The organism is Pirellulimonas nuda, from assembly GCF_007750855.1.
Lineage (GTDB): Bacteria > Planctomycetota > Planctomycetia > Pirellulales > Lacipirellulaceae > Pirellulimonas > Pirellulimonas nuda.
Genome location: NZ_CP036291.1, coordinates 1,363,398 through 1,376,377, shown reverse-complemented (window position 1 = coordinate 1,376,377; position 12,980 = coordinate 1,363,398). Strand labels below are relative to the sequence as shown.

General features: G+C 67.2%; 13 protein-coding genes. 11 read left to right on the top strand and 2 right to left on the bottom strand.

The genetic code is table 11. From position 1 onward, the window contains the following. Positions 1–106: 106 nt before the first annotated feature. From Pla175_RS05875 to Pla175_RS05865, 3 genes are read left to right on the top strand one after another with little or no spacing between them, the layout of a single operon-like run. Entirely contained in the window at positions 107–613 is a 507-nt protein-coding gene (locus Pla175_RS05875; protein WP_145282055.1) for a hypothetical protein, read from the top strand. A 60-nt stretch (positions 614–673) separates the two neighbouring features. Then, positions 674–1,201: a hypothetical protein gene (locus tag Pla175_RS05870; protein WP_145282053.1), complete on the top strand. Its 528-nt coding sequence runs from the start codon at positions 674–676 to the stop codon at positions 1,199–1,201. 13 nt (positions 1,202–1,214) lie between these two features. Then, on the top strand, positions 1,215–2,708 hold the full coding sequence (locus Pla175_RS05865; RefSeq protein WP_145282051.1) for a sulfatase family protein: 1,494 nt from the start codon (positions 1,215–1,217) through the stop codon (positions 2,706–2,708). 59 nt (positions 2,709–2,767) lie between these two features. On the opposite strand, the gene Pla175_RS05860 is transcribed toward Pla175_RS05865, so the two are convergent. Then, a complete protein-coding gene (locus Pla175_RS05860) occupies positions 2,768–4,312 on the bottom strand; it encodes an FMN-binding glutamate synthase family protein (protein WP_145282048.1) in 1,545 nt (514 codons plus the stop codon). A 48-nt stretch (positions 4,313–4,360) separates the two neighbouring features. After that, positions 4,361–6,052: a SpoIIE family protein phosphatase gene (locus Pla175_RS05855; RefSeq protein ID WP_197527293.1), complete on the bottom strand. Its 1,692-nt coding sequence runs from the start codon at positions 6,050–6,052 to the stop codon at positions 4,361–4,363. A gap of 334 nt (positions 6,053–6,386) precedes the next feature. Between Pla175_RS05855 and Pla175_RS05850 the strand changes: the two genes are divergently transcribed. The 8 genes from Pla175_RS05850 (at position 6,387) to Pla175_RS05815 (ending at position 12,932) form a co-directional block, all read left to right on the top strand. After that, positions 6,387–7,025, top strand: coding sequence for a 50S ribosomal protein L25 (locus Pla175_RS05850; protein WP_145282044.1), 639 nt, complete (start codon positions 6,387–6,389; stop codon positions 7,023–7,025). A 75-nt stretch (positions 7,026–7,100) separates the two neighbouring features. Next, the gene (gene pth / locus Pla175_RS05845) at positions 7,101–7,658 is read left to right on the top strand and encodes an aminoacyl-tRNA hydrolase (RefSeq protein WP_145282042.1); all 558 of its coding nucleotides are present in this window, start codon (positions 7,101–7,103) and stop codon (positions 7,656–7,658) included. Positions 7,659–7,741: 83 nt separating this feature from the next. Then, the gene (gene rpsF / locus Pla175_RS05840; RefSeq protein WP_197527292.1) at positions 7,742–8,155 is read left to right on the top strand and encodes a 30S ribosomal protein S6; all 414 of its coding nucleotides are present in this window, start codon (positions 7,742–7,744) and stop codon (positions 8,153–8,155) included. A gap of 102 nt (positions 8,156–8,257) precedes the next feature. Then, entirely contained in the window at positions 8,258–8,704 is a 447-nt protein-coding gene (ssb, locus tag Pla175_RS05835; RefSeq protein WP_145282037.1) for a single-stranded DNA-binding protein, read from the top strand. Between the two features lie 45 nt (positions 8,705–8,749). Further along, entirely contained in the window at positions 8,750–9,289 is a 540-nt protein-coding gene (rplI, locus tag Pla175_RS05830) for a 50S ribosomal protein L9 (protein ID WP_231954208.1), read from the top strand. Positions 9,290–9,607: 318 nt separating this feature from the next. Then, entirely contained in the window at positions 9,608–11,065 is a 1,458-nt protein-coding gene (dnaB, locus tag Pla175_RS05825; RefSeq protein WP_145282035.1) for a replicative DNA helicase, read from the top strand. Between the two features lie 623 nt (positions 11,066–11,688). After that, entirely contained in the window at positions 11,689–12,258 is a 570-nt protein-coding gene (locus Pla175_RS05820) for an SUKH-4 family immunity protein (protein ID WP_145282033.1), read from the top strand. A 227-nt stretch (positions 12,259–12,485) separates the two neighbouring features. Then, complete coding sequence (locus Pla175_RS05815) at positions 12,486–12,932, top strand: hypothetical protein (protein WP_145282031.1); 447 nt, start codon at positions 12,486–12,488, stop codon at positions 12,930–12,932. Positions 12,933–12,980 lie beyond the last annotated feature (48 nt).

The window sequence follows — 12,980 nt, the reverse complement described above, 5'->3', positions numbered from 1 at the left end:
GCCGAAGCCGAGTGAAAACCGTGCAAGCGGCCCCCTCGTGCGTTCGATAGTGCTTGCATGGGCGCCCCCGATAGACGCCCCAACGCCTGTCGCAGGGAAGCCTCGTATGATCCGCTCGGCCGCCGCATGGCTCGGTATCCTCCTGTGCGCCGCATCGGCGTACGGGTCGGGCTTCTACAACATGCCCAGCCAGGGGCAGCAGTGCCTGGGCATGGGGTTCGGTCCCGGCTATCACGCCCCCATGCTGCTGGTCCGGCCGTGGAAGCCGACATCCGTCGGCCAGGGGATTACCTGGGTCCGCGCGCCGCTCCGACCCCAAGCGCCCGCGTACGAGGTAGCGATCCACCCGCAGGCCGGCGGCGCGCACTGGGGGCCGTCTAACGTTGGCGACGGTTTCGGCGCCCCCTCCGTGCTGGCCGCGCCGCCGCAGCCGGCCTACGCTGCTCCGCCGGCGCCGCGAAACGCCCCCCCGACCAGCGAAGCCGTCCCGCGTCCCCCGGCGGCCCCTCAGGCCAATCCGGCGGCCGAGCCCGCGTCCCCCTCGGACAAGCTCCGGCCCGATCCGGTCAACCTCCCCTCGGCTTGGCGGAAGACCCAGACCGCGGTCCGCTAGCCGCGGCCCAGCGCGCCGTCGGCTACACTCGGGCGTATCGCTCGACTGGGGAACGCCGCTGTGTGGTACTTCATCGCCGCCGGAATCGCCGCCGGCTTGGCCGTCTGGGCAGGCGCCGTTGGCGCCGCTGCCCGCCGCAAGGCCCGCCGTAGCGCGGCCCTGGCGGAGCTTTGCGGGTCGCTCGAGCAACTCGGCGAAGCGTTCTGCACGGCCGCTCAAGAATCGGGCAAACCACGCGGGCTCCGCTGGAAACACGCGAGCCTGGGGCCAAATCTCGAAGCCGCGACCGACCCAGAGGGGACGCTCGTCGCGCTGGTCGAGGCCGAGATTGCTTTCGAGGCGGTCCCGGGGGGCGGCATGGAGGAGGTCGCCGCGGTCGGCAACCTGCGGTCCGCAACAGCCATCTTCCAGTTCGCCTCCGGCGTGTGGACCACCGATGGCCGCGCGGTGTTCAACCACTCTCCAGCGGAAACGCTGAGGCAATTCGCCGATCGGCTTCGTAGGATAGAATGGCCGGACGCCGCCGATGGGCGCCCCAGCGGCGGGCGGTCGTCCGCCGAACAACCCCCTACCACTCCTCTCGACTGAGCGACCTTCTCCCATGATCCGCTGCTTGCTTCTGTGCGCCGCGTTCTACGCCACAACCCCTTTCTTGACGGCCGCCCACGCCGCGGAAGACTCGGCCTCATCCAAGCCGAACATCGTCGTCATCTTTATCGACGACCTCGGCTACGCCGACATCGGCCCGTTCGGCGCGACGAAACAGAAGACGCCGCACCTCGAACGGATGCGGCGTGAAGGGATGAAACTGACCTCCTTCTATGGGGCGCCGGTCTGCTCTGTGTCGCGGGCCCAACTGTTAACCGGTTGCTACGGGCCGCGGGTCTCCATCCCCGGCGTCTTGTTCCCGCAGGGTCCGACCGGGCTCAATCCGACCGAGCTCACGATCGCCGAACGGCTGGGGCCGCTGGGGTACGCGACCGCCTGCATCGGCAAGTGGCACCTCGGAGACCAGAAGCAGTTCTTGCCGACCGCGCAAGGGTTCGACCACTACTTCGGCATCCCCTATTCCAACGATATGCAACGCGTCGCGAAGGGGGGCGACGCGCCGGTGGTGCCGCTGCTGCGTGACGACAAGGTCGCCGAGCTGCTCACGGACGACCAGCAGAGCCGCATCGTAGAACGCTACACCGACGAGGCGACGCGCTTCATCCGGGAACACAAGGACGGCCCCTTCTTCCTCTACTTCCCGCACACCGCGGTCCACACGCCCATCTTTCCCGGCGAGGCGTTCCGCGGGAAGAGCGACAACGGGCGGTTCGGCGACTGGGTGGAAGAGGTCGATTGGAGCGTCGGCCAAGTGCTAGAGACGCTCGAAGAAGCGGGGCTCGACGAGAAGACGCTCGTCTTGTTCACCAGCGACAACGGCCCGTGGCTGATCAAGGGCGCCGACGGCGGCAGCGCCGAGCCCCTGCGGGGCGGCAAGGGGAGCACCTGGGAGGGGGGCGTCCGCGTGCCGACCCTCGCCCGCTGGCCCGGCAAGATCGCCCCCGGGAGCGTGTGCGACGCGGTGTCCGGAACCATCGACCTGCTCCCCACCTTCGTCTGCTTAGCGGGGGGGGAGCTACCCGACCGGCCGGAGATCGACGGGCGCGACCTGTCCGAGGTCCTGCTCGGCAACAGCGCCCAATCGCCTCGCGAAGCCCACTACTACTTCTCCAACTACCAGCTCGAGGCCGTGCGGCAGGGGCCGTGGAAGCTCGCCGTAGCGGCTCAACGCGAGACGATGGGGCGAGGCGTTTCGCGCGACGCGAAGGAAGGTGGGCGACTCTACAACCTCGACCAAGAGATCGGCGAGCGGACGAACCTCGCGGAGCAGTACCCAGAGATCGTCGCCAAGCTCGGCCGGCTGGCGGACCAGATGGAGGCCGAGCTGGGGGGCGACGCTCCCGCCGCACGCCGTCCCGCCGGAGAGGTCGCCAATCCGACTCCGCTCTACCCGATGGAAGCCCGCAAACCAAAGCCCAAGGCGAGCGGCAAGAAGCCGGTCGCTTTGAACGAGACGGTCCGGCCCGAGGTGCTTTCGGCCCGCTAGTTCCCGCGTCCGCGCGATGACCTGCTGGCCGCCGGGGTCAGGGCGACCCGCCGCGCGGTTCAGTCGGCCGCCGTGTGGTCTTTCGCCATCAACTCCACAATGCGCTGCCGGTCGTCTCCGGAGGGGACCCCGTACCCCGGCGGGTAGCCGAAAACCTCGCTCAGGGTGCGGTGACCGAAGTGGTCGTCGATGATGTCGATGTGCTCAGGGGTGACGAGGGCCGGGTGTGACACGCCGCAGGCGTGGCACAGCTCGAGCACTTCTTTGCGGAGGTGGACGATGTAGTTCGCGGCGCGAACGCCCTTGAGATGGGGGTCGAGGCCGCGCATCAGCCAGCGGTTCTGCGTGGCGACGCCGGTCGGGCAGTGGTTGGTGTGGCACCGCTGCGCCTGGATGCAGCCGATCGAGAGCATCGCCTCCCGCGCCAGGTTCACCATGTCGCACCCCAGGGCGAAGGCCACCATCGCGGTTTCCGGCAGCCCCAGCTTGCCGGAGCCGATCAGCACAACCCGGTCGTGCACGCCGCGCTCGGCCAGCACCCGGTAGACGCGGGCGAAGCCCTGCTTAAAGGGGAGCGACACGTGGTCGGCGAACACCAGCGGCGCGGCGCCCGTGCCCCCTTCGCCGCCGTCAATGGTGATGAAGTCGACGCCGCGGGCGCCGTCCTCCATCAGGTCGCACAGCTCTACCCAAAACCGCTGCTCCCCGACCGCGCTCTTAATCCCCACGGGCAGCCCGGTCCGCTCCGCGATCGCTTCGACGAAATCGAGCAGCCCATCGGCGCTGCCGAAGGCGGTGTGCCCCGCCGGGCTGACGCAGTCTCGGTCGGTGCGGATGCCGCGGATGCGGGCGATCTCGGGGGTGATCTTCGCCTTGGGCAGCACGCCGCCGTGCCCCGGTTTGGCGCCCTGGCTGAGCTTGACCTCGATGGCCCGGATCGAGGGGCAGCGCTCGACGGTTTCGGCCAATCGGTCCATCGAGAACCCGCCGTCAGGCTCGCGGCAGCCGAAGTAGGCGGTGCCGATCTGCCAAACCAGGTCGCCCCCCTGCAGGTGATGATCGGAGACGCCCCCCTCCCCCGTGTTCTGCAAGCAGCCCGCCAGGTGCGACCCACGATTGAGGGCCTCGATCGCCGCGGCGCTGAGCGACCCGTAACTCATCGCCGAGATGTTCAGCACCGAGTGGGGTCGGAACGCCTTGGCCCGCCCGCGGCGGGCGCCAAGCACTTTGGCGCAGGGAACCACGTGCTTGTGGTCGTACGCCGGATCGCCCGGCGGCGGGCTCAGCACGGGGAACGCGCTGTGCTTGATCACGACGTAGCTGGGGGTCAGCTCTAGGTCGTTGTCGGTGCCGAACCCGAAGTAGTTGTTCTGGTGCTTTGCCGAGGCGTAGACCCAGCTCCGCTGGTCGCGTGAGAAGGGGCGCTCCTCGTCGTTGCTGGCCACGATGTACTGCCGCAGCTCCGGCCCGATGGTCTCCAGCCAGTAACGGAAGTGCCCCACGATGGGGAAGTTACGCAGGATCGTGTGCTTCTTTTGGGTGATGTCGTAGAGCGCGACGATCACCAAAAACAAAACGAACGCCGTTACCGCCCAGAAGATCATCAAGCGTTCCAGAGGTTGGAGCCGGAAGCGCAAACGCCCCCGCGTGCTCTAGTCCGTCCGCCCAAAGCAGGCGAGACACATGTCGTCGCTTTGGGGATGGCCGCCGACGAACTTGTGAACGTCGTCCAAGATGTGGCTGCCGAGCTCGTCGAGGCTCACCGCGCCCTCGCCGACCACCTTGATAAGCCGTTCCATGCCGTAAAGATCGCGGGCGGAGTTCATCGCCTCGCTAAAGCCGTCGGTGAACATCGTCACGAAGTCGCCGGGCTGCATGGTGTGGGTGAACGACTCGTACTCGTACCCGTCGTATACCCCCAACGGCAGCCCGGCGATCGACTCGCCGATCTCGCTTACCTTCCCCTTGGCGTTCCGCAGCAGCGGGGGCATGTGGCCGGCGTTCACCAGCTGCATCTCGTGCGTCGCCGGGTCGATCACCGCGACCACCATGGTGACAAAGCGGTCGTCGACGTCGCGGCTGGCGAACGCCATGTTCACCAGCATCAGCGCTTTGGCCAGGTCGCTCTCGGTCGCCAGGGCGAACCGCACGTCGCTGCTGATCCTGGCCATCAGGATGGCCGCGGAAACCCCCTTGCCGGCCACGTCTCCCACGACCACCGCCAGGCGGCCGCCCGGCAGCGCGATGTAGTCGTAGTAGTCGCCCCCCACCTGGCGCGCCGACTCGTAGTAGGCGAAGAAGCTGTAGCCCGGCGCCTGGGGGGGGCCGTTGGGGAGCAGCGCCCGCTGCATCCGCGCGGCCAACTGCAGGTCGCGTTCCAGCGCGCGTTGCTGGGCCGCCGCCTCGTGGAGGCTGGCGTTGTCGATGGCCACGCCGGCCTGGCTGGCTACCGCGGCCAGCACCTCGAGGTCGTCCTGCGTGAACCGGCTGCGCTGGTTCATGGTGTCGATCTGGATCAGCCCGACCGGCTCGCCGTCGCTCCCCAGCATCGGGGCGCAGATCATCGAGCGGATCTGAAAATCGGCGATGCTCTGCGCCATGCCGAACCGCTCGTCGCTAGCCGCGTCGGCAGAGAGGATCGCCTGCTTGCTGTTGATCGCCTCTTCGATGATCGTGCGGCTGATCCGCATCTGCCCCTCCTGGCTCTCGCGGCGGCTCTTGGCCGCCACGGGGGTCAGCGGCGCCTCGGGGTTGGGGCGCATGATCACGAATCCGCGGTCCGCCTGCACGAACACCTTGAACAGGCTCTCGAGCAGGTGCGGCAGCATCTCCGACAGCGAGATCGACTGCGCGAGCGCGTGCGAGATCTCCACCATCGCCGCCAGCTTCACCTCCGGCTTGGCCGACAGGTTCCAGGCGATCGACCCCGACCCCAGGTCGATGGTCCCCATCACGCTGGCGCGTGAGTTGCCCTCCTCTTCGTCGTCGGAGACCAGTTGGGCGAGGCTGGACTCGTCGTTGCGGGTCGGCGACGCCATCAGCGACGGCGTGCGATGGATGTGGAACGTGAACTCCTGATCGCAGACCGAGATCGCGCTGCCGTCCCGCAGGGGCGTCCGGCCGACCACCGGCTGCCCGTCCAGCAGCGTGCCGTTCCTGCTGCCGAGGTCCTCGACATAGAACTGCCCCCCTTCGGCCACGACGGCGGCGTGGTGGCGGCTCACGGCGGCGACGTCCAGCGCCACGTGACAGTCGCCGCTGCGTCCGATGGTCGCCTGGCCGACGCCGGGGATCTCGAACTCTTTGCCGGGCTCGCACCCGGCGACCAGTTTCAGATAGGCCATAAAGCTACGCGGCGAGGGGATGCCGCGTCCTGGACGGTTGACGGACTCCGGCGCCCACTCTGGCAGTGTTGTGTGGTGATCGGATCCCCCGCATTCTAGGGGAGGCGTCCACGCCCCCCAAGTAGGCCCGTCGCCGCCGACCGGGGCGGCCTGCCCCGGTCGGCGTTCGAGCCTCCCGCCCGCCTGCGGTGCGCCGCCCCGATGGGGCTTGCGGCGGCGGCCAAAAGTGGGACAATGCCGAGCTTCGCCCCGAATCAACTTTCGCCCCGTCCGGCCGGCCATTTCGGCCGTCTGCCGGAGAGGCCTTACGACCGCCGCGTTGCTGTCTGAAACCATGTCCGAAATCATGACCGTTGAGCCCCGCACGAAGCTGGGCAAGATCCACAACCGCCGCCTGCGAGACGAGGGCCGGCTGCCGGCCATCCTGTACGGGCACGGCGAAACCCCGGTGAGCCTTTCTGTTTCGACGGCCCAGTTCGCCGCGGCGCTGCGTCACGGCGCCAAGGTGGTCGATCTGCAGGGCGCCGTGAAGCAGAAGGCGTTGGTGCAAAGCCTGGCTTGGGACACGTTCCGCAAGAACGTGCTGCACATCGACTTCCTGCGGGTCAGCGCGGACGAAAAGGTCTCCGTCGAGATCCCGGTCGACCTCAAGGGAGACGCCCCCGGCCTGAACAACGGGGGGATCCTCGAGCACCAGCTCCACATGGTGGAGATCGAGGTCGACCCGGCCCACATGCCCGACCGGCTCCACGCCAGCGTCGCCAATCTGCAGTTGGGCGGCTCGATCTATGCGGGCGACATCACCGACCTGCCCGCGGGCGCCAAGCTGATTACGCCCGCTGACGCGGTGCTGGTCAACTGCATCCAGCCGGCCGGCGAGCCCGAACCAGAAGAGGCCGTGCTGGGTGCCGGCGAGCCGGAAGTGATCGGAAAGGATGAAGAAGAAGCAGACAGTGAAAGCAAGGCGGAATAACGCATTTCCCGGTCGACGCCAGCCAGCGGAGATCGTCGCGTGAAGATCGCCACATGATCGCCACATGAAGGCCACATGAAGATCGTAGTGGGGCTTGGCAACCCGGGAAGAAAATACGAGGGGACGCGGCACAACGTCGGCTTCGACGTGCTAAACCTCCTCGCCCAACGGCTAGCGGCCCCCGCCCCCCGGGTGAGGTTCGCCAGCCTCGCGAGCGAGGCAGGGCTGGGCAGCGAGCGGTTGCTGTTGTTGTGGCCCCAGACGTTTATGAACTTGAGCGGGACGGCGGCCTCCCAGGCGGCCTCCTTTTACAAGGCGGACAACGCCGACCTGCTGATCGTTTGCGACGATTTCCACCTGCCCGTCGGAAAGCTCCGGCTGCGGCCCAAGGGATCGCCGGGCGGGCAGCGCGGGCTCGAGAACGTGATACAGAGGATGGGCGGCGACGATATCCCCCGCTTGCGGGTAGGTGTCGGGCCGGCGCCCGAAGGGTGGGACGCGGCCGACTTCGTGCTCGGCAGGTTCCGCAAGGAAGAGACCGAGGAAATGGCGGTTGTGCTGCAGGAGGCGGCCGACGCCGTGGAGTGCTGGGCCCGCGAGGGACCCGAGCAGGCCATGAACCGATTTAACTGACCAGAGTTTGACGTACTAAAACCACCAGCGTGCCTCGGGCCGGCGCCCATCGCGTGCCGCCCGGCCCCAGCGGAGAGCCCCACTTGTCCACCGAAACTGTCACGACCAACGTCTACGAAGGATTGTTCATCCTCGACGCCAACCGCTTCGCCCGCGACCACGACGCGGTGTCCGAGGCCGTTGAGAAGCTCGTGACCGAGCTCGGGGGCGAAGTGCTGGTCAGCCGGTTGTGGGAGGAGCGCCGCCTGGCCTACCCCATCAATGGCCACCGCAAGGGCGCCTACTGGTTGATGTACTTCCGCATCAACCCGCTGCAAATCACCGCGCTCAACCGCGCCTGCGAGCTGCACGATTCGGTCCTGCGTCAGCTCGTGCTGAAGATCCACCCCCGGCTCGTTGAGCCGATCTTGGCCCACGCCACCGGCGCCGTTTCCGAAGAAGAGGCCGAGGCCGAAGGCGAGGCGGCCCAGGCCGTGGCGCCCGCCGCCGAAGGCTGAACCCCACGCGCCGGCGGGAAGCTTGCCACGGGCCGCACGCCCTGTTAGCCTTTCCTCCAGTAGCGCACAAAAGAACAGTAATCCCACCCAGCGGGGGCGAGCATGGCGAACTTCAATCGGGTCATTATTGCCGGCAACCTGACACGCGACTGCGAGCTGCGGCATATCCCCAGCGGCACCGCCGTCATGGACCAGGCGATCGCCGTTAACGACCGCGTGAAGCGTGGCAACGACTGGGTGGACGAGACCACTTTTGTCGACGTCACCTTCTGGGGCCGCACCGCCGAGATCGTCAACCAGTACCTCAACAAGGGGGCGCCGGTGCTGGTTGAGGGACGCCTGAAGCTCGACCAGTGGGAGAAGGACGGCCAGAAGCGCTCCAAGCTCCGCGTCATCTGCGAACGCATGCAGATGCTGGGCGGCAAGCCCGGCGCCGGCGGTGGCGGAGCGGGCGGCGGCGGCAGCCGTCGCAACGACGACGAGTACAGCGGCCCCGCCGACTACGACGAGTCCGAGAGCTACTCCGGCAGCACCGAAATCCCTTTCTAGCAACGAATCAACTACCACCCGACCGCTCAAGCCGGTGCGTTTGCCATGAAGATGAAGCAGAGGAAGCAGAAGAGGATCAAGCGGGAAACCAGCCGGCTGACGCCGCTGCCGATCGGCCCGCAGGGCGGGGTCCAACTGCTGCTCATTCAGTCGGTCGAATACCTCGGTCACCAGGGAGACGTGGTCGAGGTCCGCAGCGGCTACGCCCGCAACTACCTGATCCCGCAGGGCCTCGCGACCGTCGCCAGCGACCACCACAAACGGATGGTCGAGAAGCACAAGGCCAAGCTGCAAGACCTGGAGCGGCTCCGCCACGCCAAGCTCAAGGCCCAGGCCACCGAGCTGGCGCGTCAGAGCGTCACCATCGAGGCCAACGCCACCGAGGACGGCCACCTGTACGGCAGCGTCGGCGCCCCGGAGATCGTGGCCGCGCTCAAGAAGAACGGCTTTGTCCTCGCGGCCGACCAGGTCCGTCTGGAAGGCCCCCTGCGGGAGCTCGGCCTCTACACCGTCAAGATCCGCTTCTCCAGCGAGGTCGAGGGCGAGGTCAAGGTCTGGGTCGTTCCCGCGGCCGGCAGCGACTGAGCCAGGTCCTAGCACACAAGTACGCCGGGGGCGGGGACGCCCCGGCTCGCACCCGTAGCGTGCGAGCCGGGGCGTCCTCGCCCCCGGGTTCGTTTGGGCCCCCGGGTTCGTTTGGGCCCCCGGGTTCGTTTGGGCCCCCGGGTTCGTTTGGGCGCGCCCAACGCCGTGCGTCGCGCGGATTGCGACCCGCCGGCCCCCCCGACAGGTCGGGATAGCGTCGCGCCGCCGGCCGGCGTAGCTTGCAATCTCTCTCGCGGGCGTTGGCGCCCGCCTCTCTGCCCCACGCTTCGATCCCACGCAGCAACGGAGTGAACGCGCATGGACGGTCCCGATCAAGGCAAGCCCCGCGACGATTCCAACGGGGGCCGCAAGCCCCACGGCAAGCAGCCGATTGAGGACCTCCTCAACCGCTCGTTGCCCCACAGCATGGAGGCGGAACGCGCCGTGCTGGGCAGCCTGCTGCTGCTCCCCGAGGCGTGCGATGAGGTCGCGCTGATCCTGCGGGCCGACGACTTCTACGACGACGCCCACGCACGCGTCTTCCGCCACATGCTCGCCATGCACGAGGCGGGCAAGCAGATCGACCCGATGCTGCTGGTGCAGAAGCTGCGCGACGCCGGCGAGTTCGAGTCCATCGGCGGCGCCGCCGGGTTCGCCGAGCTGGCCGAGTCGGTCGCCACCGCGGCGCACGCGGAGTACTACGCCCAGATCGTCCGCGAGAAGGCGACCCTCCGCGCCCTGATCCACGCCAGCGCAGACATCCTCAAAGACTCCTACGAGCCCGCCGTCGAGGCGCGGCACATGCTCGCCTCGGCGGAGGAGAAGATCTTCTCCATCCTCGACTCCAAGGGCAAAAGCCAGGTCAAGCCGATCAGCGACGTGCTCAAGGAGTCGCTCAACCGGCTCGACGCCCGGATGCAGAACGAGCACGCCTCGGGGGGACTGGAGACCGGCTTCGACGACTACGACGACCTCACCGGCGGGCTGCACGGCTCGGAGCTGGTGATCCTGGCGGCCCGCCCCAGTATGGGGAAGACGGCCCTGGCGATGAATATCGTCGAGCACATCGCGATCGACCTCGGCCAGCCCGCGTTGTTCGTCAGCCTCGAAATGTCTGCGCTGGAACTGGGGGACCGGCTCCTCTGCTCGCGGGCCCAGGTCAACAGCCGGCGGGTGCGGAACGGGCAGGTCTCGATCGAAGAAAGCAAGAAGCTGGTGCAGACCGCCAGCGTTGTCAGCGCCGCCCCGCTGTACATCGACGACGCCCCCAGCCGCACGATGACCGAAATCGCCGCGGCCGCGCGGCGCCTCAAGCGTCGTCACGGGCTGGCGCTGGTGGCGATCGACTACCTCCAACTCGTGGAGCCCGACAACTCCCGCGACCCCCGGCAGGAGCAGGTGGCCAAGATCGCCCGCCGCCTCAAGGGGATGGCCCGCGAGCTGAACGTGCCGGTGCTCTGCCTGGCGCAGCTCAACCGCCAGGTGGAGTCGACCCGCGACAACAAGCCCCAGCTCAGCCACCTGCGCGAGTCGGGCGCCATTGAGCAGGACGCAGACGTGGTGATGTTCGTCCACCGCGACGAGTACTACCAAACCAACGAAGAAGACCGCGACCGCGTCCGCGGCGAGGCCGACCTGCTGATCCGCAAGCAACGCAACGGCCCGGTGGGGGACGTGAAGCTGACCTGGCTGCACGACTTCACCCGCTTCTCCAACGCCTCGGCCAAGCCGTACGAAGAGTTCGGCGGCTACAGCGGCGGCAGCGACTTCCAGTAGCCCCGTGCGACAGAGCGGGGCGTGTCGGAGCGGGGCGGCGACTTTTGTCCTTTTGTCCGGCGCCCCCGGCGCCGAAAATCGGACAAAACCCACCCCCGCTCCGGGCGCGACCCTGCGTTTGCAGGGCCTACGCCCGGGGCCCGGCCCTGGGGCCCCCCGCCGCGCCCCCGGTGGACGCGCCGCAGCAGACAAAACACCGTCCAATCGGACACCTCCTGGACAGAATTCGCGCCCCCACGGCCGCGGGGCGCCCCAGGCGCAGCATCAGCGGGCGGACCGGCGGCCCGCGGCGTTCTGCCAGCGCTCACGACCCCGCATTGTCTCGGCGCCGCTGGCTATTTGCGACAAAGAAACGGACAGAAAAGTAGGTCAGGCTGTGCCTGTCGCGGCCGCGGAAAGCGGTGCCGGCTCGACCCGTACACACCGCCCCAACGCGCCACCGAACCGGGCCCTGCCGGGACTGTATACTGAGTCTGTAAACGACGCACGCCCGTAGCTCGTCGCCATATGGCCGCAGATCACATCAATTGACCGCGATCGCCGAGCGGGATAACGCATTGGCACGGTCAGGCCAGGACCGTCACAGGCCGCCAAGACCGTGTCCGATTCATTGCCAAGCCACTATGACGATCAGTCCAACTGATTTCCGCAATCGCTGGTGCGATGACGACGACGAGTCGCTCGTGTCCTATCCCGCGGACTCGCTCGTAGATGTTGCCGTACCAGAAGAACACCGGGTGTTTCTCGCAGCCGCTGGACTTCCTGATTCCGCTGCGCCGTTCCTCGACTTCGCGGGCCCAAATAATGGCATAGTCCAGACCGCCGCCGACCTTTGGAAACTCCCACCCGCGTTCGATCGCTATCGGGTCATTGGTTCCAACGGCTCTGGTGACCCCCTGTGTATCGATGAATCAGCCGGCGGGCAAATTGTCTATCTGAACCACGATTGCGACTTCCGCCGAGTCGTGATGAACTCGTCTGTGATCCACCTCGCCGAATCATTGCTGGCGTTTCGACATGTGGTAAGGGAAACCCAGCAGCAGAACGGCGAAGACGCGTACCTGGACGGTCACATAGCAACCGACTTGCAGGCTTGGCTGCGCAATGAACTCAGCCAGATCGATCCGCTCGCTCTTCAGGAGGACGGTTTCTGGTGCGGCGAACTCGAGAGCATGCGAGACGACGAGACATAGCCGGGCGCCTGGGATCGCAGCGAAGCGCAGCCCCCAGCCGGTCGCCATCGAGTTTGAGCCAGTGAAGCGGCCGCCGCTGGGGCTGCGGCTAACGCCTCCGACCCCAGCCACCCGCCGTTTATGGCAGACGTAGACGCATCCGTTCCGGAAGCTCCCAGCCTTTGCGGACCGCACGTTACGGTTCGGAGTCGTCGCCGTCGATACAAGACTCCGCTACGATTGCTCCTATGCGACCCAATCAAATCAGCCGCGGATCCTGGATCGTGATCTTAGTCACCGTCGTCTTAGTTTCTGTGCTGCTATTCAGCCCCGGGGTCGCGGTATTTGACGGGCATTTTGCGCTGACGGTTTCGGTCGTGCAGCACGAGCAGTTTGCGGAGGACGACCTCTCCTACGAGTACTGCTGGACCGAAGACGAGGCGAGCCTGGTGACGCCGCAGTACGCCGACAGCGCGGAGTCCAACTTTCGCCCGCTAGAGATCGACGGAGCGGGCATTGCAACCCTCGAGCTGCCAGCATCGGGACGGCTTGGATATTGGGGTAGCGTCGACATTTACAACCACCCCAAGTTTCTCGTCATCAGGCATCAACGCAAAAAAGCTGACGCGGCGTTGAAGGTGTTCGCAGTCCCGGATGGGCGAGGCCCTCGCTCGATGGTGATCGACTTGCCTTAATGAGCCGATAGGTTCCACGGCTTCCGATTTCCATCGCCGTGGCGAATG

Coding starts and splice junctions, on each gene's coding strand:
- Pla175_RS05875 (WP_145282055.1), top strand. CDS start 107: ATGATCCGCTCGGCCGCCGCATGGCTCGGTATCCTCCTGTGCGCCGCA.
- Pla175_RS05865 (WP_145282051.1), top strand. CDS start 1,215: ATGATCCGCTGCTTGCTTCTGTGCGCCGCGTTCTACGCCACAACCCCT.
- Pla175_RS05860 (WP_145282048.1), bottom strand. CDS start 4,312: ATGATCTTCTGGGCGGTAACGGCGTTCGTTTTGTTTTTGGTGATCGTC.
- Pla175_RS05855 (WP_197527293.1), bottom strand. CDS start 6,052: ATGGCCTATCTGAAACTGGTCGCCGGGTGCGAGCCCGGCAAAGAGTTC.
- Pla175_RS05850 (WP_145282044.1), top strand. CDS start 6,387: ATGTCCGAAATCATGACCGTTGAGCCCCGCACGAAGCTGGGCAAGATC.
- pth (WP_145282042.1), top strand. CDS start 7,101: ATGAAGATCGTAGTGGGGCTTGGCAACCCGGGAAGAAAATACGAGGGG.
- ssb (WP_145282037.1), top strand. CDS start 8,258: ATGGCGAACTTCAATCGGGTCATTATTGCCGGCAACCTGACACGCGAC.
- rplI (WP_231954208.1), top strand. CDS start 8,750: ATGAAGATGAAGCAGAGGAAGCAGAAGAGGATCAAGCGGGAAACCAGC.
- dnaB (WP_145282035.1), top strand. CDS start 9,608: ATGGACGGTCCCGATCAAGGCAAGCCCCGCGACGATTCCAACGGGGGC.
- Pla175_RS05820 (WP_145282033.1), top strand. CDS start 11,689: ATGACGATCAGTCCAACTGATTTCCGCAATCGCTGGTGCGATGACGAC.
- Pla175_RS05815 (WP_145282031.1), top strand. CDS start 12,486: ATGCGACCCAATCAAATCAGCCGCGGATCCTGGATCGTGATCTTAGTC.